The 20,892-nt window shown below is 49.3% G+C and carries 20 protein-coding genes; 7 read left to right on the top strand and 13 right to left on the bottom strand.

Annotation, left to right across the window (positions count from 1 at the left end; genetic code table 11):
* Positions 1-14 precede the first annotated feature (14 nt).
* From hisD to hisIE, 7 genes are read left to right on the top strand one after another with little or no spacing between them, the layout of a single operon-like run.
* Positions 15-1,319 (top strand): histidinol dehydrogenase, encoded by a 1,305-nt coding sequence (gene hisD / locus AC27IB_RS07515; protein WP_487120005.1) that lies wholly within the window; start codon positions 15-17, stop codon positions 1,317-1,319.
* 15 nt (positions 1,320-1,334) lie between these two features.
* Positions 1,335-2,420 carry a histidinol-phosphate transaminase gene (gene hisC / locus AC27IB_RS07510; protein ID WP_487120003.1) on the top strand — a complete coding sequence of 362 codons (1,086 nt, stop codon included), beginning with the start codon at positions 1,335-1,337 and terminating at the stop codon, positions 2,418-2,420.
* Positions 2,417-3,487: a bifunctional histidinol-phosphatase/imidazoleglycerol-phosphate dehydratase HisB gene (gene hisB / locus AC27IB_RS07505; RefSeq protein WP_296050354.1), complete on the top strand. Its 1,071-nt coding sequence runs from the start codon at positions 2,417-2,419 to the stop codon at positions 3,485-3,487. Before hisC ends, hisB begins: the two co-directional genes overlap by 4 nt.
* Entirely contained in the window at positions 3,487-4,092 is a 606-nt protein-coding gene (gene hisH, locus AC27IB_RS07500) for an imidazole glycerol phosphate synthase subunit HisH (RefSeq protein WP_296050357.1), read from the top strand. Before hisB ends, hisH begins: the two co-directional genes overlap by 1 nt.
* 2 nt (positions 4,093-4,094) lie before the next feature.
* Entirely contained in the window at positions 4,095-4,832 is a 738-nt protein-coding gene (hisA, locus tag AC27IB_RS07495) for a 1-(5-phosphoribosyl)-5-[(5-phosphoribosylamino)methylideneamino]imidazole-4-carboxamide isomerase (protein ID WP_123324254.1), read from the top strand.
* Positions 4,814-5,605: an imidazole glycerol phosphate synthase subunit HisF gene (hisF, locus tag AC27IB_RS07490; RefSeq protein ID WP_296050363.1), complete on the top strand. Its 792-nt coding sequence runs from the start codon at positions 4,814-4,816 to the stop codon at positions 5,603-5,605. The genes hisA and hisF overlap by 19 nt, the downstream gene beginning before the upstream one ends.
* A gap of 10 nt (positions 5,606-5,615) precedes the next feature.
* Positions 5,616-6,236: a bifunctional phosphoribosyl-AMP cyclohydrolase/phosphoribosyl-ATP diphosphatase HisIE gene (hisIE, locus tag AC27IB_RS07485; protein WP_487120000.1), complete on the top strand. Its 621-nt coding sequence runs from the start codon at positions 5,616-5,618 to the stop codon at positions 6,234-6,236.
* Positions 6,237-6,284: 48 nt separating this feature from the next.
* Here the strand turns inward: hisIE and AC27IB_RS07480 are convergent, their stop codons facing one another.
* The 13 genes from AC27IB_RS07480 to AC27IB_RS07420 all read right to left on the bottom strand — a co-directional run bounded on the left by AC27IB_RS07480 (position 6,285) and on the right by AC27IB_RS07420 (position 19,907).
* Positions 6,285-6,959, bottom strand: a complete 675-nt coding sequence (locus AC27IB_RS07480; RefSeq protein ID WP_487119998.1) for a transporter substrate-binding domain-containing protein — start codon at positions 6,957-6,959, stop codon at positions 6,285-6,287.
* A 150-nt stretch (positions 6,960-7,109) separates the two neighbouring features.
* Positions 7,110-8,243 (bottom strand): alanine racemase, encoded by a 1,134-nt coding sequence (locus AC27IB_RS07475; RefSeq protein WP_487119996.1) that lies wholly within the window; start codon positions 8,241-8,243, stop codon positions 7,110-7,112.
* A complete protein-coding gene (locus AC27IB_RS07470; protein WP_487119994.1) occupies positions 8,240-8,644 on the bottom strand; it encodes an MAPEG family protein in 405 nt (134 codons plus the stop codon). Before AC27IB_RS07470 ends, AC27IB_RS07475 begins: the two co-directional genes overlap by 4 nt.
* 155 nt (positions 8,645-8,799) lie before the next feature.
* A complete protein-coding gene (gene adk / locus AC27IB_RS07465) occupies positions 8,800-9,444 on the bottom strand; it encodes an adenylate kinase (RefSeq protein ID WP_296050379.1) in 645 nt (214 codons plus the stop codon).
* Between the two features lie 416 nt (positions 9,445-9,860).
* On the bottom strand, positions 9,861-11,783 hold the full coding sequence (htpG, locus tag AC27IB_RS07460; RefSeq protein ID WP_487119992.1) for a molecular chaperone HtpG: 1,923 nt from the start codon (positions 11,781-11,783) through the stop codon (positions 9,861-9,863).
* Positions 11,784-11,934: 151 nt separating this feature from the next.
* Positions 11,935-12,534 carry a recombination mediator RecR gene (gene recR, locus AC27IB_RS07455; RefSeq protein ID WP_296050382.1) on the bottom strand — a complete coding sequence of 200 codons (600 nt, stop codon included), beginning with the start codon at positions 12,532-12,534 and terminating at the stop codon, positions 11,935-11,937.
* A gap of 7 nt (positions 12,535-12,541) precedes the next feature.
* Positions 12,542-12,868 (bottom strand): YbaB/EbfC family nucleoid-associated protein, encoded by a 327-nt coding sequence (locus AC27IB_RS07450; protein WP_279318504.1) that lies wholly within the window; start codon positions 12,866-12,868, stop codon positions 12,542-12,544.
* Between the two features lie 48 nt (positions 12,869-12,916).
* The gene (dnaX, locus tag AC27IB_RS07445) at positions 12,917-15,358 is read right to left on the bottom strand and encodes a DNA polymerase III subunit gamma/tau (RefSeq protein WP_487119989.1); all 2,442 of its coding nucleotides are present in this window, start codon (positions 15,356-15,358) and stop codon (positions 12,917-12,919) included.
* A 12-nt stretch (positions 15,359-15,370) separates the two neighbouring features.
* Positions 15,371-15,907, bottom strand: a complete 537-nt coding sequence (gene apt / locus AC27IB_RS07440; RefSeq protein WP_296050393.1) for an adenine phosphoribosyltransferase — start codon at positions 15,905-15,907, stop codon at positions 15,371-15,373.
* Between the two features lie 276 nt (positions 15,908-16,183).
* Positions 16,184-16,927, bottom strand: a complete 744-nt coding sequence (locus AC27IB_RS07435; protein ID WP_487119987.1) for an HvfC family RiPP maturation protein — start codon at positions 16,925-16,927, stop codon at positions 16,184-16,186.
* Positions 16,927-17,769, bottom strand: a complete 843-nt coding sequence (locus tag AC27IB_RS07430; RefSeq protein WP_296050398.1) for an HvfB family MNIO-type RiPP peptide maturase — start codon at positions 17,767-17,769, stop codon at positions 16,927-16,929. Before AC27IB_RS07430 ends, AC27IB_RS07435 begins: the two co-directional genes overlap by 1 nt.
* 23 nt (positions 17,770-17,792) lie before the next feature.
* The gene (locus tag AC27IB_RS07425; RefSeq protein ID WP_487119985.1) at positions 17,793-18,230 is read right to left on the bottom strand and encodes an HvfA family oxazolone/thioamide-modified RiPP metallophore; all 438 of its coding nucleotides are present in this window, start codon (positions 18,228-18,230) and stop codon (positions 17,793-17,795) included.
* A 135-nt stretch (positions 18,231-18,365) separates the two neighbouring features.
* Positions 18,366-19,907, bottom strand: coding sequence for a methyl-accepting chemotaxis protein (locus tag AC27IB_RS07420; protein ID WP_296050403.1), 1,542 nt, complete (start codon positions 19,905-19,907; stop codon positions 18,366-18,368).
* Positions 19,908-20,892 lie beyond the last annotated feature (985 nt).

Below are 20,892 nucleotides of genomic sequence, written 5' to 3'. Positions count from 1 at the left end.
GCGAGGCTAATCTTATGATTAACTGGTCTACTCTGACTACCGCTGAACAAGTTGCAGCCCTGGCCCGCCCGGCCATGGCCGACAGCGCCAGACTCAAAGCTACAGTGGCCGATATCCTGGCAGCCGTGCAACAGCGTGGCGACGACGCAGTGCTGGAATTTACCCGCCGCTTTGACTCACCGGCACTAAACAGTTTAAAACTTAGTGTTGAAAAACGTGACGAACTGGCGCAGCGAGTAACGCCACAAGTGCAAAGCGCGATTCAGACCGCTTTTGCCAATGTAAAGCAATTCCATGAGGCACAATATCCTCAGGATATCCGTTTGACCACTACGCCAGGCGTGGTCTGCGAACAGCGCTTTACGGCGCTGGAAGCCGTAGGCTTATATATTCCTGGCGGCAGTGCACCACTGCCCTCCACCGTGATGATGCTGGGGGTACCCGCTCTGGTAGCCGGTTGTGAGCGCAAGGTACTGTGCACACCGCCCAATGCTGAACAGGAAATTGCCCCGGAAATTGCCTACGCGGCCAAATGCTGTGGCATTGGTGAAATTTATCTTTGTGGTGGTGCCCAGGCTATCGCGGCCATGGCGTTTGGCACCGAGACTATCACCAAAGTCGATAAGATCTTCGGCCCCGGTAACAGTTTTGTGACTGAAGCTAAACAACAGGTCAGTCAGCGTGCCGATGGTGCCGCGATTGATATGCCTGCGGGTCCATCAGAAGTTTTGGTGCTGGCTGATGACAGCGCCGATGCCGATTTTGTGGCGTCCGATCTGCTATCACAGGCTGAGCACGGGCCGGACTCTCAGGCCATCCTGGTAACTAACAGTGCAACACTTATTGAAGCTGTTGAAGTGGCCGTCACCAAACAGCTGGAAGCGTTGTCGCGAAACAGCATCGCCAGCAAAGCCATGGAAAACGCAAGGTACATTGTTACCGACACGATCAATGAAGCCATCGCGGTTAGTAACCAGTACGCGCCAGAACACTTAATTGTGCAGTGTGATAATGCCCGGGGCTTGCTGCCGCTGATTAAGCATGCTGGCTCAGTATTTTTAGGTCCCTGGTCGCCAGAAAGCGCCGGCGACTATGCCTCTGGTACCAACCACGTTTTACCTACGTATGGCTACGCCAGAAATTACTCCAGTCTGGGATTGCTGGACTTTATGCGCCGCTACACTATTCAGGAGCTCAGTGAAGACGGCATGCGCAATTTAGGCCCGGCCATTATGCAACTGGCCGATGCCGAAGGGCTTGATGCTCACCGCAACGCGGTTGGCTTTCGCCTGGATAAATTGAACAAGCAAAACGATTAACTTACAGAGACCGCTATGACGAGCAAACTGGTTGATACTTTAATCAACGCCAATCTGGTGCCGCTGAAACCCTATGAATCAGCGCGCCGGTTATTTTCCGGTGGTCAGGACTGGCTCAACGCCAACGAATCGCCTTTTGCCAACCCTTACGATATTGATGCCAGTAATTTTAACCGCTATCCCTCCTGTCAGCCCGACAGTGTGATTAACGGCTATGCAAGCTACGCCGGGGTAGATAAAACACAACTGATTGTTACACGCGGTGCCGATGAAGGCATCGAGCTGTTAATTCGTACCTTTTGTACCCCGGGTGAAGACAATATTCTGATTTGCCCACCTACCTATGGCATGTATGCCATCAGTGCGGAAGCCTGTGATGTGGGCATTAAACGGGTGCCGTTAAACGACGATTTCAGCCTGGATGTGGACGGGATTTGCGCCACCGAAAACGTTAACCTGGTGTTTATCTGCGCGCCTAACAACCCCACCGGTACCCAGGTGAGCAAAGCTGACTTAACTGCGGTACTTGAGCATTTTGCCGACACCGCTCTGGTAGTGGTAGACGAAGCCTACATTGAGTTTGATATCGAAAACACCTGGGCAACTGAGCTGGCAACTTACCCTAACCTGGTGGTATTACGTACGCTTTCCAAAGCCTTTGCCCTGGCCGGTTTACGCTGTGGTTTTACTATCGCCAGCGAAGCGATTATTCAGGCATTACTGAAAGTCATCGCCCCTTACCCTATTCCGGCACCGGTGGCGCAAATTGTGGCGCAGGCGCTAACGCCTGACAATATTGCGCGAATGCAGCAACAGGTGGCGTTTTTAAATGAACAGCGCACTACGCTGCAGGCGGAGCTGGCCAAACGGCCCGGCGTGGAACTGGTGGGTGATGTAAAAGCCAACTATATTTTGTTCCGCCACAGCCATTGCGCGCAGATCATGCAATACCTGGTGAGTCAGGGCATGCTTATTCGCGATCAATCCAAACAACTTAACCTGCAAAACTGCCTGCGGGTAACTCTTGGCAGCGCTGAACAGAATCAGCGTTTACTTTCCTTATTAGACGCTTATTTTGAGCAAGCGGGAGCATCATTGTGAGCCAGCAAGCTATTTTATTTATCGACCGTGACGGCACTCTGGTAGAAGAGCCACCTATCGACAAGCAACTCGACAGTCTGGAAAAACTGGTCTTCGAACCCCAGGTGATCCCGGTGTTATTGAAACTGAAAGCCGCTGGCTTCAGACTGGTAATGGTTACCAATCAGGATGGCCTGGGTACCGACAGCTTTCCGCAGGCCGATTTCGACCTGCCCCACAATGCCATGATGGCGGTGTTTGAAAGCCAGGGCGTGACCTTTGACGATGTACTCATTTGCCCGCATTTTGATGAAGACAACTGCTCCTGCCGCAAGCCAAAGCTGGGACTGGTTAAAGATTATCTGCAGCAGGGCAAGGTCGACTTTACCCGCTCCTATGTGATTGGCGATCGCATGACTGACATGCAACTGGCCGATAACATGGGGATTAAAGGGATTCAGTACAGCCGTGACGGCGTTAACTGGCCGGTTATTGAAAAGCAATTGCTGGCGTCTTCCCGCATTGCCGAAGTCACCCGCACCACTTCTGAAACCAGTATACACGTGCGCGTTGATTTAGACTCTGCGGCAAAATCGACTATTGCCACCGGCATGGGCTTTTTCGACCATATGCTCGACCAAATAGCCACCCACGGGGGCTTTGAGCTGCAACTCAAAACCGATGGCGATCTGCATATCGACGATCACCACAGTGTAGAAGACACTGCACTGGCGTTAGGTGAAGCGCTTAAAAAAGCACTGGGTAATAAGCGTGGCATTGGCCGTTTTGGCTTTGCTTTGCCGATGGATGAGTGTCGCGCCGAATGTATTATGGACATTTCCAATCGCCCTTATCTGAAGTTTGATGCCAAATTCAGCCGTGATCAGGTTGGCGAAATGGCCACCGAGATGGTTGAGCACTTCTTTTACTCACTGGCACAAAGCATGGGCCTGTCGCTGCACTTATCCACCAGCGAAGGCAATGCTCACCATCAGGTAGAGAGCCTGTTTAAGGTATTTGGCCGGGCCTTGCGTCAGGCAATTACCCGTTCGGGTGATGCCCTGCCAAGCAGTAAAGGAGCCCTGTAATGACCCAGCAAACCATTGTTATTGTTAACACCGGTTGCGCCAATATTTCCTCGGTTAAATTTGCCCTTGAGCGTCTGGGTGTCAGTGTAACGGTATCGGATGATCCGGCGGTTATTAAAGGTGCCGATAAGGTATTTTTACCCGGCGTTGGCGCAGCAGGTGCAGCCATGACCAGCATTACTGCCAAACAGCTTATTCCGACGCTGCAAGCGTTAACGCAGCCGGTACTGGGTGTGTGCTTAGGCATGCAGCTTATGGTTGAGCAATCTGATGAAGCCACAACCGGTACTATCGACTGCTTAAAACTATTACCCGGCCATGTAAAACGTATGCAGGCTGGCGAGTTGCGCTTACCGCACATGGGCTGGAATACTATTCGCCCGGTCGGCGACTCACCACTGTTTAAAGGGTTAGGCGAAGGCACCTATTTTTATTTTGTGCACAGCTTTGCAGTGCCGGTTTATGAGCACACCCTGGCGAGCTGCGAGTACGGCCAGACGTTTTCTGCAGCCATCCAGCACAATAATTTCTTTGGGGTGCAATTCCACCCTGAGCGTTCAGGTGAAGCCGGCGCGCAACTGTTAACCAACTTTGTGAACCTATAATCATGATTATACCTGCTATCGATTTAATCGACGGCGCCGTGGTGCGACTGTACCAGGGCGACTATAACCAAAAAACCCAGTACACCCTAGACCCGGTTGAGGTAGTACACAGCTATGCTGATCAGGGTGCCGAGTGGTTACACATTGTTGACCTCACCGGTGCCAAAGACACCGACAAACGTCAGTTGGAACTGATTCGCGCCATGGTGGATACCAAGCGAATGAAATTCCAGTCTGGCGGTGGCATTCGTGAAGAGCGCGAAGTCGCCCAGTTACTTGAGTCTGGTGTTAGCCGTGTAGTCATTGGCTCGCTGGCAGTAAAACAAACTGAGCTGGTAAAAAGCTGGGTAAAACAGTACGGGCCTGAGCACATTGTCTTGGCGCTGGATATTAACATCGACGATGACGGCAATAAGTTTATTGCGACCCATGGCTGGCAGGAGAATTCCGGCGTGTCACTGGAGCAAATCCTCGAAGCCTTTGCCGAAGTGGATGCTAAACACGTGCTGTGCACAGACATCAGCCGTGACGGCACCCTGCAGGGTTCAAACGTTGAACTGTATACCGAAGTAAGCAAACAGTTCCCTAACGTCTCCTGGCAGGCCTCTGGCGGCATTGGCGGGCTCGATGATATTCGTGCCCTGCGTCCTACCGGTGTGGGCGGCGTCATTTTAGGCCGGGCATTACTGGAAGGTAAATTTACCGTTGAGGAGGCGATCGCATGCTGGCAAAACGGATAATTCCTTGTCTGGACGTACGCGACGGCAAAGTCGTAAAAGGCGTTCAGTTTCGTAATCACGAAATCATTGGCGATATTGTCCCACTGGCGGAGCAATATGCTAAGGCCGGTGCCGATGAACTGGTGTTTTATGATATCACCGCCAGCTCTGATCAGCGCGTAGTGGACAAAAGCTGGGTCAGCCGTATTGCCCAGGTAATTGACATTCCATTTTGCGTGGCAGGCGGTATTAAATCGGTAGAAGATGCCGGACGCATTCTGGAAATGGGTGCTGATAAGATTTCGATAAACTCACCGGCTCTGACCAACCCGGAACTGATTAATGAACTGCATGACGTCTACGGTCAGCAATGTGTGGTGATTGGCATCGACAGCTTTTATAACGAAGCGAACAATCAGTACGAGGTATACAAGTTTACCGGTGATGAAAGCCGCACCCAGCAAACTGCCTGGCAGACTCTGGACTGGATTAAAGAAGTGCAGTCACGGGGTGCTGGCGAAATTGTACTGAACTGTATGAATCAGGACGGTGTGCGCAAAGGCTATGATCTGGCGCAGCTGACGGCGGTTCGTGAGGTCTGCAATATCCCGCTGATAGCCTCCGGTGGTGCCGGAGCCATTGAACACTTTACCGACGTGTTTAAGCAAGCGGATGTAGACGGCGCGCTGGCCGCTTCAGTGTTCCATAAAGGCATTATCAACATCGACGAATTAAAGGCGACTCTGGTCGATGCAGGTGTCCCCATGCGCCAGCGTTACACTGTGGGTGCGTAAGGAATCAACTATGAAGATTAATCAAGACACTCAGAGCCAGCTAGCCTGGCAGAAAATGGATAACCTGCTGCCTGCCATTGTGCAGGATGCGGTGACCGGTAAAGTATTAATGCAGGGTTACATGAACCCTCAAGCGCTCGAGCTCACGTTGACCAGCGGCAAAGTCACCTTTTTCAGTCGCTCTAAGCAGCGCTTATGGCAAAAAGGCGAAACCTCCGGCAACACGCTGGATTTGGTCAGCGTGAGCAGTGATTGCGATGACGATTCGTTACTGGTGTTGGCCCACCCTAACGGTCCGACCTGCCACACCGGCGCAGAAAGCTGCTGGTTTGATGGCGACGTTGCCGATTACACCTTTGTTGGCGATCTGGAGCGAGTACTGGCAGCGCGTAAATCGGCCGATCCGGAGTCAAGCTACACGGCTAGTCTGTACAGCAAAGGCATAAAGCGTATTGCGCAAAAAGTGGGAGAAGAAGGCGTGGAAACGGCGCTGGCTGCCACTGTAATGGATAAAGAGGAATTGCGTAATGAAGCCGCTGACCTGCTCTATCACTTAACCGTGCTATTACAGGCCTGTGATATGTCGGTCTCTGATGCGGTGAATGTACTCAGAGAGCGTCACAAAGGTTAATTAACCAAAGACAATCAGGCTACTTTACCGTAGCCTTTTTTATTTAAGCTACTCATAGCCCAGCTCCCGGGCCGCCTCCTGCAGACGCTTCACCAGCTTAGGATCCATGTTGCCATTAGCCGCCAGATAAGCCACAACGGCTAATTCAGGAATGGGCTGCACCACTTTAATATCGGAGGCCTGCAGACCTGCCAGGTTTGCAGTACTCTCGATCAGAACAGGATCTTCAATAATAAAATCAACAGTACCAAGTTTTAACTGTTGCCAGGAACACAGAATATCGGCGCATACCAGCAGGTTATGACCTTCCTCCAGCCCTTTGGACAGCAGCCACGTCTCGGCGATGTCATCGCGCTGCGCTGCTGCCGATAAGCCCGTTAAATTTAACCCAGAATCGAGTTGAATATGATTGCTGTTGGCCAGCGTCAGAATACTCAGATTGAATTTCGCTACGGGTGCTATCCAGTGAAACTGGCCCTCCCGCTCGGGGGTTTTTGCTATGGAGTAAATCAGGGCGCGACTGGAGCGTTCAACATTCAGCATCGCTCTGGCCCACGGGAACAGTTTGAATTCTGCATTCAGGCCAGCGCGTTCGACAATTTTACGAACACGCTCAGTAGCAATGCCCTCTACCCTGTCGCCCCCCTGATACTGATAAGGAGGGGAGACTTCGGTAAATACCACCAACGTGGGTGTATCAGCGTAAGTTAGCCCAATACTCAAACCGAAAAAACACATACCACATAATAGCTGGCGAAACTTCATCAAGGCAGCAACTAGAAAACAACGTTAGTTTAAGTGTAACCCCCTGTGGGGGTTTTGCCTAATTAACCGCGTTATGAAGTATAAGTTTCGGGACTATATGTCAGCCTGTTACCAGCCATTCACCCGCGACCAGATATCCGAGAGGGTACCGTCTTCGCCAATTACATGGTACCTGGAATACTGAGCTGCGGTGGCGCAGGCGTGAATGGGCAGTATTCGCAGCAAGCTGCCGTAAGCAAATATCGACGCTGGCGGGGTGAGGTTTTCGCGGTGGCGAATAATTCCGTGCTCCTGATTGGTACCACTCACATACCAGCCATCAAGAAGCTTGCCGTGCTCATCACACACCAGCCCGTATCCACAATCCTGTTGGTGAGACGCCGTCCCCTGATCGCGTGACAATGCCATCCAGCCTGCATCCACAATCACCTCGTTTTTATCTAACTGATGACCAATAACTGAAGTTAGCACCGATAGGGCTATATCACTGGCTTCACATACGCCCAGTCCGGCCATTACACAATCAAAAGTGGCATATACGCCAGCCCGAAGCTCATTAATGCCCGTGTGCTTTATGTCGGCCAGAGCGGTGGGGGTTGACCCCGCAGAAATCAGTTCGCAAGGTATACCGGCCTTTAACAGGTGAGTGGCGGCTTGCGATATCCGCTCACATTCCTGCCTTCCCATAGCCTGCTGCGCCGTTTTGGAATCACAATCATAAGAAGCACCGGCGTGGGTCATAATACCGCGGAAGTGAATATCAGGCGACTCAGCCAAAGTGCTGGCACAAGCAATTAATTCCTTCGAGTCAGGCAAGAGGCCAGCGCGGTGATTATCCACATCCACTTCCAGCATCACCGATAAAGGTAAAGTTAATTCGCTGGCGTAATCAGTTAAGGCGTTCACAGCAACCAGGCTGTCGGCTATGACCGTAAAATCCGGAGCCAGTCGTTGTATGGCAGCTAAGTGCGGAAATTTGTTGGGTGAAAGACCCACTGCATAGAGAATATCGGTATATCCGGCGCTGGCGAAGGCCGCGGCTTCAGCCAGTGTTGACACCGTGATCGGGCCCGAGGCAGGGGCATAATATTCGGCCGCCTGCAGAGATTTAAGGGTTTTCACATGTGGGCGTAACGTTAATTGTTCAGCTTCTGCCACTGCCTGCATCCGCCGACAGTTATGCCGGAACCTGGTTAGGTCTAACAGGCACGCCGGGGTGATTAATTGAGTTAACGATTTCATAAAAAGGGTAACCAGTAAATCAGTGTCAGGTTAGCGCTGGCCAGACCGAACAGCGACATCAGTGTGAGCATCATGCCCGCGACCCTTTGCCAGGTAGCGCCCATGGAATGACGAAGACCGTAAGCGTGTAAAACCCGACCAATGACCAGCAAAGCGCCGAATAAATGAATGAGCCAGGGGATTTCAGTGCTGATTTCCAGAATGGCCAGAAGCAGCAACGTCAGCGGTACATATTCTGCAAAATTACCGTGAACGCGGATCAGTCGCTGCAGCACTTCGTCGCCGCCATCACCAACGCCTATTCGGTTGCTTCGCCGATGGATGATGACCAACGCACTAATATACAAATAGATAAATGCCAGAATGCTGGCATAAAAAGCAGTAACCGGAAGTACGATCATCTTTTCACTACTATCTTCACATAAGGAGTGTTTATTGTGACAGTGAAACGGCTGGAGGGCAAAATAATGATTGCACGCAGACCCAGGCAGGAACCCGGAAGAAACAAAAAAGCCGCTGCGGGGCAGCGGCTTTGATTTTATGGCGGGAGGCCGGATTACCCCAGCAGCTCACCTAATTGCTGACTAACCGTTTCAACCGGTTTAGTACCATCCAGCTTGTGATACTCACAGTTGCCTGCTGCCGCTTCAGCACTGTAATAGTCTACCAGTGGCTGTGTTTGCTCATGGTAAATACCCAGTCGTGCGCGCACGGTTTCTTCTTTATCATCATCACGAATGATCAGTTCTTCTCCGGTCACGTCGTCTTTACCTTCCGCTTTTGGCGGGTTGTAAACTACGTGATAAACACGGCCCGATGCAGGGTGAACGCGACGGCCGCCCATACGATCCACGATAACATCGTCAGGTACATCAAACTCGATAACGTGATCAACTGACACACCGGCTTCCTTCATGGCATCCGCCTGAGGAATAGTGCGAGGAAATCCATCGAGCAGGAAACCGTCTTTACAGTCATCCTGAGCAATACGCTCTTTTACCAGGCCAATAATGATATCGTCGGAAACTAATTTCCCTTCGTCCATGACTTTCTTTGCTGCTAAGCCCATTTCAGTTCCGGCCTTAATTGCACTACGAAGCATGTCACCTGTAGAAATTTGCGGGATACCATATTTGCCCATTAAAAATTGCGCTTGTGTACCCTTACCGGCTCCCGGTGCACCGAGAAGTATAATTCGCATATTTGCGCTCTCCGCTTATTTATTTCATAACTGTGAGGCACTTTACACACTACCATTCGGCGTGACAAGTGCTCAGCCTGTGTTGTCCGCTGTCTTACGACTAATAGCGTATGTAAATTGAACTATTGAACAATGTCGACACAAATCATTAACAGCAAATGGCTTCCCTGCTAAACATATGCCACCGCTAAGGGATTTCGCTATCGCCAGACAAACTTTATCCCTGCTATTTCCTGAGATTAATCAGTTGCTCCATCAGCCTGCAAAACATCCGGTATAAACATCGCTGATATATCGCCTGGCGTCTCAGGGTTACCCCCAGCTGTAAATGTTGTCGACACTAAAGCGCTTTTATCGGATACAAAAAAACGGGCAGGTAATACCCTGCCCGTTTTATTTTAAACTTCCGTAACAACTTACTTAGACAGACTCATTAATAAGCCGTTCAGATTGCGCACAAAAGAAGCCGGGTCTTTAAGACTGCCTTGCTCAGAAAGGGCGGCCTGATCAAACAGAACTTCCGTCCAGCTATTAAACACGGTCTCGTCCTGCACATCGGCCAGTAATTTCACTAACTGATGCTCAGGGTTTAACTCGAAGTGGTATTTCACTTCAGGTACCGGTTGTCCAGCCGCTTCCATCAGCTTCATCATTTGCGTAGTCATGCCGTTATCGTCAGCAACAATCACCGCCGGTGAATCGGTTAAGCGGTGAGTAAATTTAACATCAATGACCTTATCACCCAGTGCAGTTTTAGCGCGTTCTAACACACCTTCAACCTGCTTTTCAGCTTCTTCGTGGGCCTTTTTACTTTCTTCGTCTTCCAGGTCATCCAGGTCCAGATCGCCACGAGCAATCGACTTAAGCTGTTTACCGTCAAACTCTGTCAGATGCTGCATTAACCACTCATCAATGCGCTCACCCATTAACAGTACTTCAATGCCTTTCTTCTTAAAGATCTCCAGGTGAGGACTGTTTTTGGCCGCCTGATAGCTATCGGCAGTCACAAAATAAATCTTGTCCTGACCGTCTTTCATACGGGCAATATAGTCGGCCAGTGACACAGTTTGATCACTGCTATCAGCATGGGTTGAAGCGAATCGCAGCAGACCTGCTACCTTCTCTTTATTGGCGAAATCTTCAGCCGGGCCTTCTTTCAGCACGTTACCAAATTCGTTCCAGAACAACTGATATTTCTCAGCATCATTCTTCGCCATACGCTCAAGCATTTGCAGCACGCGTTTGGTACAACCGGTACGAAGTGACTGAGTGATTTTGTTGTCCTGCAGGATTTCACGGGACACATTAAGTGGTAAATCGTTAGAGTCCAGTAAGCCTTTTACAAAGCGCAGGTAAGTGGGCATAAACTGCTCTGCATCGTCCATAATGAACACACGTTGAACGTAAAGTTTCAGCCCGTGGCTTTGTTCACGGTTCCACAAATCAAACGGTGCTTTGCTCGGGATATATAACAAGCTGGTGTATTCAGTTTTACCTTCCACCTTGTTATGCGCCCAGCTCATTGGCTCAGCAAAGTCATGTGAAACATGGCGATAGAATTCGATGTATTCTTCATCGGTAATTTCAGATTTATCACGAGTCCATAGCGCCGTGGCTTTGTTCACGGTTTCCCATTCACCTGGCTGGGCCGGGATCTTCTCACCGTCCGGACCATCCTGCTCTTCTACCGGCGCTTTCCACATGCAAACCGGGATACTGATGTGATCGGAATACTTACTGATAATAGAGCGTAAGCGCCAGTCATCGGCGAACTCTTTCTCGTCATCGCGCAGATACAGGGTTATTTCGGTACCGCGCTCGGCTTTTTCGATATCCCCAACAGTGAAATCACCTTCACCGGCAGAAATCCACTCTACGCCCTGGTCGGCAGATTCGCCAGCGGCACGAGTACGCACCACAACTTTATCGGCAACGATAAACGAGGAATAGAAACCTACACCAAACTGACCGATTAACTGTGAATCTTTAGCACTGTCGCCAGACAGTTTGCTAAAGAAATCTTTAGTGCCGGACTTTGCGATGGTGCCCAGGTTGGAAATCACGTCATCACGAGTCATACCAATACCGTTATCGCTAATAGTAATGGTGCCCGCTTCCTTATCAACACTAAGTTTTACGCATAGATCGCCATCATTTTCGTACAGGCTATCGTTTTCCAGTGCGTTAAAACGGAGTTTGTCTGCCGCATCAGCTGCGTTTGAAACCAGCTCGCGTAAAAAGATTTCCTTGTTTGAATAAAGAGAATGGATCATCAAATGCAGAAGTTGTTTAACTTCTGTTTGAAAGCCATGAGTTTCTTGATGGGCCACTTCAGCCATAAACCAGAGTCTCCTAGTCAGTTTAATTATTTTTCAACAAGACAAGTGAGGTCTCAGAGCTGAAAATTCAACGGTAAAACGTAAAAAATTGTCAGTTAGATAAAAAAGAAGTGGTAAATGACAGACTTATTAGCAGCAGTTTCGACGGTACTCAGAGTGCCCGTCGACCAGAAAACGCATGGGTCAGGGTATTGCCATCGATGTACTCCAGCTCACCACCAATGGGCACACCGTGAGCAATACGACTGGCTGAAACATTGTGCTTCTGACACAACTGACCGATATAGTGGGCCGTAGCTTCGCCTTCCACTGTAGGATTGGTGGCCAGAATGACTTCGGCATATTGCCCTTCAATGATTTGCTTTTCGAGGATATCCAGACCAATTTCAGCAGGCCCTACCCCATCGATGGGCGATAGGTGCCCCATCAATACAAAGTAAGTCCCTTTGTAAGCCATGGTTTGTTCAATAGCCATCACGTCCTGTGGACTTTCCACTACGCAAAGCTGCTGACTGTCGCTGCGCTGAGGGTGCTGACAGATTTCGCATAACTCATGTTCGGTAAAATTACGGCACTGCTTACAGTGACCGATATGCTCCATAGCGTTATGCAAGGCAGCGCTCAACGTTCTGCCGCCTTCACGATTACGCTCTAACAATTGAAACGCCATGCGTTGGGCTGTTTTGTTCCCAACGCCAGGCAAGCAGGTTAAGCTATCGACTAACTCTGCCAATAAGGGACTGTACTTCACGTGCTGATTAAAACGGCATTTTGAAGCCAGGAGGCAGAGGCATGCCGCCGGTAACGTCAGACATTCTTTCTTTTGACGTTTCGGCTACGCGACGCGCGGCGTCATTGAATGCTGCTGCAACCAGATCTTCGACCATGTCTTTGTCGTCTTCCATCAACGACTCATCAATCTCCACACGGCGCACATTGTGGTTACAGGTCATGGTAACTTTCACCATACCGGCACCTGATTCGCCTACCACTTCAAGGTTTGCCAGCTCTTCCTGGGTTTTCTGCATGCGCTCTTGCATTTGCTGCGCCTGCTTCATGATGTTGCCCATTCCGCCTTTGAACATAATAGTATCTCTCTAATAGAAAAAATTGATAAGTTGCGACACCGCTACTCAGCGCGGCTGGATACTGTCTTCCAGAACTTTTGCATTAAATGCCCCCACAACAGAGCAGATAACCTCATCAGACTGAATAACCTGGCGCGCATGACGCTGTCGCATTGTATTAATTTGCTGTTGAATCTGAAAAGGTGTATCGACGACCTCAGCAAACTCTAACTGCACTGTTACCGGCGATTGTAGCACTTCTGACATGGCAGTCGATAACTGTGAAGCCGTTGTTTCGTTGACCAGGTGCTGCTGCGCCGGGTCGAGCCTGAGCAATACCTGATCTTCCTTTCGCTCAAACAACGAATGCAAGGCGACCTGCTTGAGTAATCCCGCGATGGGCATTGCTTCAATCAGTGCACTCCACTTATCGATTTGACTGGCAGCGAGCAGCTTATCACCATTTTCCAGGTAAGCAGGCAAATTACTGTATGTATCAAATGATACGTTAGCAGCCTGATTTGGATCGTAAGCCACTGTTGAAGCTGGCGTTGATTGTGGCTCTGGCTGGTGATCACCACTAGCGGCAGCGTCATCATAGCCGTTATCGGCAGTCTGATTCTGCGGTTCAGACTCGTCCGACGGCACTGACACCGGACCTTGCTCTTCTGCCATATCCTGACTGTTTTCAAGCACCCAGGGAGGCGGCGTGTCTGTCTCGGCGTCATGATGAGCCAGAGGTTCATCATTGGTGAGCGCAGCGTTATTGACCTGAACGTCTTCGCTTTGGGTTGCTTGCGGTGTACTGGCTGACTCGGTCTGAGGAGCCTGCTCATCACTTTGAGCCGCTTTGGCTGCGAGCGAAGGCTTGAACTCCCGGTTACTGGTTGCCGGCTTTTTTGCAGCGTCAGCTTTGTCCTCCGCGGCTTGCTGCTTAAGACGCTGACGTAATGCCAGCATCGCAGCGGTACTGGATACTGAGCCCGGAGGTTCTTGCTGCACAGGTTCTGATTGTGGCTGCGCATCCATAGGATAGGCCGGCTGATAATCCTCTGGCGGCGGTAGCTCATCGTCCGGCGGATTATCGAACTGCTGATAAGCCTCATCATCCAGAGGCGGCTCATCGTAATGCGGCGGCTCGGATGACGGCTGTCTTAAAGCTTCACTTTGCTGGCGATAATCATGCGCCTCATCCATCAACTGCTCGGCCTGCGAGGCCAGCTGTTGGGATTCATCAGGTTGACCGGGTTGCTCTGCAGTTTCCGTAGTCTCTTCTACCGGTGTAGGTAAAGAGGAAGCCGACTCCTGGTGCACCGAAGCATCTGCATCGGGCGCAACAGGTGCTGACACTATTTGAGATCCTGCGTCTGGCACTGGAGCGGCCGGCGCTTGCTGGATAACCGTTTCCCGCTCGCCAACCGGCTCAACCGGTGCGAAAGTCATCATACGCAGGAGTGTCATTTCAAATGCACTGCGCGCATCATTGGCAAAGGGCATGTCCTTTCGACCCTGCAAAGCAATTTGGTAAAGTAACTGCACTTGTTCAGGCGCGAAATGACGGGCTAGCTGATAGATAGCTTTGGCAGTATTGGTCTCCAGCTTACAGGCTTCCGGCACCCACTGCGTGAGCGCCATCTGGTGTAGCAAACTGGCCAGTTCAGCAAGCACAATGCTGTAATCCGGCGCCAGCACATCGATTTCTGCCGCCTGATTTAACACTTCAGCGGCATCCTTCTTAGCAATAGCAAACAGGATTTTTAGCAGTTGCTGGCGATCCATTAAGCCAAGCATATCGGTGACAATGGCACCGGATACCTGATTGTTACCCTGAGCAATGGCCTGATCGGTGAGGCTTAAAGCGTCACGCATACTGCCCTGTGCCGCTTTGGCTAATAGCCCCAGGGCCGAGTCTTCAAAGGCAATGTGTTCCTGTTGCAGAATATGCTGCAATTGGCGACCAATTTGCTCCCGCGACAACGCTTTTAAATTAAATTGCAGACAGCGTGATAAAATAGTGATCGGTAATTTTTGTGGATCGGTGGTTGCCAGCAAAAATTTAACGTGCGGCGGTGGCTCTTCCAGTGTTTTAAGTAAGGCATTGAAGCTGTGCTTAGACAGCATGTGCACTTCGTCTATGAGGTAAACTTTGTAACGACCGCGGGTAGGCCTGTACTGAACGTTGTCGAGCAATTCGCGGGTGTCTTCAACCTTGGTTCGTGAAGCGGCGTCAATTTCGAGTAAATCAACGTAATTACCCTGCTCGATTTCAGTACAGGTGCTGCACTGACCGCAGGGGTTAGCACTTTGCCCCTGCTCACAGTTTAGACTTTTCGAGAAAATCCGCGCTATCGTGGTTTTACCCACCCCACGGGTCCCCGTAAATAAGTACGCATGATGCAAACGATCGTTATCCAATGCATTGGTGATCGCAGCAACAACGTGCTCCTGGCCAACCAGTTCAGCAAATCTGCCCGGCCGCCATTTTCTTGCCAGTACCTGATATGCCACCGTTAGTTGTCCCTATTCGCCATCAAATTCACAAATACAATACGGTTCCAGTCCCAGCGCTTCAAGCTTTTCATAGCCATGCAGTGCCGGTAAACCGATAACGAAACCCGCGTGTTCGACTACGCCGCCAAGGTTACGGATCAGTTTAGCGGTAGCAGAAATAGTGCCGCCGGTCGCTAATAAATCGTCGATTAACAATACCTTGTCACCAGGATTAATCGCATCTTTATGGATTTCCAGCGTGTCTTTGCCGTATTCGAGCTCATAGCTTTCGCTCAGCACGTCACGGGGTAATTTGTTAGGCTTGCGTACCGGAATAAAACCTACACCAAGTTCCAGCGCCAGAGGGGCGCCAAATAAAAAGCCGCGGGCTTCTGTGCCAGCAACTTTGTTAAAGCCATAGGGACGGTATTTATCCAGCAACATAGAGATACACTGACTAAACGCCTGGTAATCTTCTAAAACGCTTGTGACGTCGCGAAATTCAATGCCGGGCTTTGGATAATCCGGCACCGTTTTTACTACTGATTTAATGTAATCTGCGCTCATGCCTGTCCTTTATAATTATTGTTTAGCATGAATTTATTTAATCAGGTAAGTGAATATACCTGCTAGCGTAGGAAGGAGCGGGAACGCTACCAACGCAACTACAATTGCCAGAAAATACCACCAATTAAACACTTCTTTAAAATCTTCGTTACCAGCCATGAAAATTCTCAAATATAGTTAAGCTAAAAAAGGGGGTAAATGGTAATCGAAAGCCGTGGAAATTGACAGTGCAAATATAACGCCCGATGAAAAACCGGGCATTCATTTTATCTATATTCAATCAGGAACGATGGGGATAACAGCACCACAGGATAACCATTGAGTTAGCAACGGTGTGAGTCCCTGATGAAGGGTTTCAATAGCAAACTGTGGCGCCTGTTCATGAATAGCCGCTATTAGCGAATCAACACTGTATGGCTGACTGCCTAGCAGCTGTATGGCTAAAGCAGACAGTGCAGTGATGTGCTGAAATTGCACCTGATGCTGCCCATCCCGATAAAGCAGATAGTAATAAAGCGTATCTGAGGATTCAGGCTGAAACTCTGCGCTAATTTGATGTACCGGATAATGATAAGCCGCCAGCTCGCTTAGCGGTGAAGCAGCAAATCGTTCAGGCAAGGTCTCCTGCAGCCACTTATCTACCGGCTGCTGCGCATCCCTTACAGAGAGCGCTAGCTCGAGCCATTCATAATGAGCCAGTTCAGCCATAAAGGGCGGGTCAGTGCTCGCCGGCTCGTATTCGTTGCCCAGGTATTCAACAAACTCCTTGCTGATATGGATAAAGTAGGGCGAGGAACACTGATGTTCAGTGAAAAAACGCCTGACCAGCGTTTCCCAATCTCCTTCAGAATACAAACTGTACAGCACCGGAAAACCATTTTTAATAAAACCGGCGACATTGTTAAAAAACAATGAACGGTAAATATCCATGCGGCGTTTGGTGTCGGCCGATTCAGCAACCGATTCCTGTGGTTCCCGTATGCTGCATGCAAAAGACTGCAACTGCATTTGCAGGGTCATTACGCGACCCCCTGCTGCTTATTGTCATGCACACTTTGTTGGATCTGTTTAATACGCTGCACTTCATCAAGCAGCACGTCTAAAGCGGGAATATTAAAATCCCGTTCGAGTAAGGTCGGAAACACGTGGTGCTTTCGATAACTATGCGCCAGCAGATCCCAGACGGGTTCAATCACGTCACTGCCGTGAGTATCAACCCTTAAGTCTTCAGCCTCCTCGTAATGGCCAGCAATGTGCCCATAAACAATTCGCTCAGACGGTAAGCCATCAATAAAGGTATAGGGATCGTATCGATGATTAATCGAATTTACATACACGTTATTGACATCAAGGAGCATTTTGCAATTAGCTTCAGACAGCACAGCATTGATAAACTCGAGCTCTGAAAGTTGCTGATGCGGCGCAATATAGTAAGACACGTTTTCCAGCACCAACGGTCGTTCGAGTATGTCCTGTACAATTTTAACCCGTTCGGCAATGTAACTAACCGCTTCCTCTGTAAAAGGTACGGGCATTAAGTCGTATAAATGGCCGTCTGCACAACAGTAGCTCAAATGTTCGCTGTACAACGCTATGTTATACCGATCCAGAAACTGTTTAAGCTCATGCAAAAACCGGTGATCCAAGGGGTCCGGACCACCGATAGATAACGATAAACCATGAGTCGTAAACACGGCCTGGTTAACGCAGTGATTAAAATCCTCGCGGAATGTACCTCCAAGCGGTATCCAGTTCTCAGGCGCCACTTCCCAGAAGTCTACACTTCCAGGTAACCAGGGCAAGACGTCTTCGAGCATCTCCCTACGTAGACCCAGGCCTGCGCCCTGTAACTTAAAGGCCATGAATGACTCCTGAGGTTAGCGTCTTAAGCTGCACCACCGCATTTACCTTCGCCACATTTACCTTCTTTTTTGGCTTTCTTATCGCCACCGCATTTACCTTCACCACACTTACCTTCTTTCATGGCTTTTTTATCTGCACCGCATTTACCTTCGCCACACTTGCCTTCTTTCATGGCTTTTTTACTTTCGCCGCATTTGCCTTCGCCACACTTGCCTTCTTTCATGGCTTTTTTACTTTCGCCGCATTTACCTTCGCCACACTTGCCTTCTTTTTCGGCTTTTTTACTTTCACCGCATTTGCCTTCGCCACATTTACCTTCAGGGGCGAACTGCATATAGCCAGATTCTAACTGTTGAGCACCAAATGGGTTAGCCTTATCAGCCATAGCCATAGAAGACATCGAGCTCAAAACAACCGCGCCCAATGCACTTGCAATACCGTTTTTATTTACTTGTTTCATTGTCTTTTCCTATCGGGTCAAATAATTGTTATCACTTCCACTATAGACCGGTGACCATAAAATTATATTTCGTTTAGTTAAAAAAAAACCACTTATACAAGCTAAGTGGTCTTCTCTACTCGCATAATATTCTTATCAGTCTGCTTTATAACCAATTCTAAATCCACCCCAGTGGCGGTTATTCACAAAAATAGGTGCTGACAAGTCATGCATCACCTCACCAGTATCACGCTTATACGTTTGCAACAGGAAGCTTTCGGTATTACTGCCACAACGAGAACCGGTGTAATCATTAAATATTCGTTTAGTTCGACTCTTTGCAAGATCTGTTTCGTAATTCCCGGTCATTTTGTGACTGAACTTTTTATTATGAGTAGGGAAATAACCATTAACATCGACCGCCCCGGCGTAAATGATAAAATCATTTTGGTCCAGAATGGGTTCTTGGAGTAAGGGCAGCTCGGCATCAGTGAACTTGTCGAATCCGGTGGTAAATTTCTGCGGGTTTGTATTAGGAACAGGCTGATAGTTAAAATCGAACAGTGCCTGTTGGGATAAACGCCCCTGCTCGATTGCCTGTTCGAATAATTTGCCAATTCTCGCGGCAGTGTCCTGAGCAATGCGCTGTACCTGAGCATTGCGGTTGTGTAAATCAAACACTTGTAACTGGCGGAAGATATCTTCCGTCTGGTGACTCAATGCCAACACTTTTTCAGAAACTTCACCAAGTTCAGCTTCGAGGTGGCGGGTATTTTCGTGTAACTGCAAAGCATTAGAACTTATGCCTCTGTTGGCTTCGCCGTGTTCATCAACAGTTTCTTTCATTACCGTCATCGAATTGGCTGCGGCACTGGAAGCCTCACTCGCCGCTTTAACGAGTTCTGAGGATTCGGTAATCATCTGGCTCATCTCGTCGCCGGCGTTAGCAACCTTTTCAATTGCTTTAACCGAGTTCTGACTGCATTGATTTATTTCACTCAACACCTCATCAATGCCCTGGGTGGCATCGGTAGTTTTCTTTGCCAGATCCCTGACTTCATCGGCAACAACAGCAAACCCCCTCCCTTGCTCACCGGCACGGGCAGCTTCGATGGCAGCATTCAGAGCAAGCATATTTGTCTGATCAGCAAGCTGGTTTATGGTAGTCGTAATACTGCCGATAGACTCTGCGCTGGTTCTGAGGTTTTCTAACATCGACTTGGAATCGTTAATCTGGCTTATCAGTGTAGCCTGCTGGGCGAGCAGATTAGTTAATAATTCGCGACTTCGTTGCGTCATTTCGTCAGAGGTTTGAATTTTATCCTCAGCCATTGTTGCATGTTCAACGAGCTGCTGATTTCCGGACTCGATGTTTTCAATGCGCTGTGCAATCTCCTTGATACTGGCAACCTGCTGATTAAACATTGAGGTTAATTTATCCAGAAAATGCGAAACGTTGGCGCCACCAATGGCAATGCGGCTGGCAGACTGACTAATCTTTTCTCCTTTTTGGGCATACTCGTAGTCTACCGGTTGGGAGTCGGTTGTGATGTCACTTTGACTGTTTGACGCATAGTAGGTAAACCCGCAAGATAGCAGGCCAACAATAAAAGCCACAACGCCGAAAGATAATTGGAAAAGCCCCAGCGCCAGGCTTCCGATACAGATTATAACCAACTGACTAATTGTAATTTTCACAGCGATTAACTTCTTAATTTAATGTTATAACAACCTTGTAACAACTATAGCTTAAGTTTACCAAGTTACGGCAATTTCTAGACAAAAGTATGAAGCAAACAACCTTAATGTATAACCTCCTGTATTTGTTTTATTAGCGATGGGTACAGAGCGCTGTTTAACTCTGCGGTTACACGAGGGAGATCCCGGACAAGCACTGTGTGCTTTCCGGGATGACGGTTCTTTGTTTGATTAGCGATTAGTACGGTGCGCTTTTTAACTCTACGGTTGCACGAAGGGGGTCCCGGATAAGCACTGCGTGCTTTCCGGGATGACGGTTCTTTGTTTTATTAGCGCTGTATTCGGTGCGTTTTTTAACTCTACGGTTGTACGAGGGAGATCCCGGATAAGCACTGCGTGCTTTCCGGGATGACGGTTCTTTGTTTTATTAGCGCTGTATTCGGTGCGCTTTTTAACTCTACGGTTGTACGAGGGAGGTCCCGGATAAGCACTGCGTACTTTCCGGGATGACGGTTCTTTGTTTGATTAGCGATTAGTACGGTGCGCTTTTTAACTCTACGGTTGCACGAAGGGGGTCCCGGATAAGCACTGCGTACTTTCCGGGATGACGGTTCTTTGTTTTATTAGCGCTGTATTCGGTGCTTTTTTAACTCTACGGTTGGACGATGGGGGTCCCGGATAAGCACTGCGTGCTTTCCGGGATGACGGTTCTTTGTTTTATTAGCGCTGTATTCGGTGCGTTTTTTAACTCTACGGTTGCACGAAGGGGGTCCCGGATAAGCACTGCGTGCTTTCCGGGATGACGGTTCTTTGTTTGATTAGCGCTGTATTCGGTGCGTTTTTTAACTCTACGGTTGTACGAGGGAGATCCCGGATAAGCACTGCGTGCTTTCCGGGATGACGGTTCTTTCTTTGATTAGCGCTGTATTCGGTGCTTTTTTAACTCTACGGTCGCACGATGGGGGTCCCGGATAAGCACTGCGTG

The organism is Alteromonas sp. 4NH20-0104 (assembly GCF_057547795.1).
Note: the sequence above shows the minus strand (reverse complement) of the source record. Positions and strands in the feature narration are given on the sequence as shown.

Excerpts from the sequence above, each read along its gene's own strand:
- AC27IB_RS07425 (WP_487119985.1), bottom strand. The coding sequence starts at position 18,230 with ATGAAACAAGTAAATAAAAACGGTATTGCAAGTGCATTGGGCGCGGTT.
- AC27IB_RS07450 (WP_279318504.1), bottom strand. The coding sequence starts at position 12,868 with ATGTTCAAAGGCGGAATGGGCAACATCATGAAGCAGGCGCAGCAAATG.
- htpG (WP_487119992.1), bottom strand. The coding sequence starts at position 11,783 with ATGGCTGAAGTGGCCCATCAAGAAACTCATGGCTTTCAAACAGAAGTT.
- adk (WP_296050379.1), bottom strand. The coding sequence starts at position 9,444 with ATGCGAATTATACTTCTCGGTGCACCGGGAGCCGGTAAGGGTACACAA.
- hisA (WP_123324254.1), top strand. The coding sequence starts at position 4,095 with ATGATTATACCTGCTATCGATTTAATCGACGGCGCCGTGGTGCGACTG.
- apt (WP_296050393.1), bottom strand. The coding sequence starts at position 15,907 with ATGAGCGCAGATTACATTAAATCAGTAGTAAAAACGGTGCCGGATTAT.
- AC27IB_RS07430 (WP_296050398.1), bottom strand. The coding sequence starts at position 17,769 with ATGGCCTTTAAGTTACAGGGCGCAGGCCTGGGTCTACGTAGGGAGATG.
- hisH (WP_296050357.1), top strand. The coding sequence starts at position 3,487 with ATGACCCAGCAAACCATTGTTATTGTTAACACCGGTTGCGCCAATATT.
- hisF (WP_296050363.1), top strand. The coding sequence starts at position 4,814 with ATGCTGGCAAAACGGATAATTCCTTGTCTGGACGTACGCGACGGCAAA.
- AC27IB_RS07435 (WP_487119987.1), bottom strand. The coding sequence starts at position 16,927 with ATGACCCTGCAAATGCAGTTGCAGTCTTTTGCATGCAGCATACGGGAA.
- AC27IB_RS07475 (WP_487119996.1), bottom strand. The coding sequence starts at position 8,243 with ATGAAATCGTTAACTCAATTAATCACCCCGGCGTGCCTGTTAGACCTA.
- AC27IB_RS07470 (WP_487119994.1), bottom strand. The coding sequence starts at position 8,644 with ATGATCGTACTTCCGGTTACTGCTTTTTATGCCAGCATTCTGGCATTT.
- hisD (WP_487120005.1), top strand. The coding sequence starts at position 15 with ATGATTAACTGGTCTACTCTGACTACCGCTGAACAAGTTGCAGCCCTG.
- hisIE (WP_487120000.1), top strand. The coding sequence starts at position 5,616 with ATGAAGATTAATCAAGACACTCAGAGCCAGCTAGCCTGGCAGAAAATG.
- hisC (WP_487120003.1), top strand. The coding sequence starts at position 1,335 with ATGACGAGCAAACTGGTTGATACTTTAATCAACGCCAATCTGGTGCCG.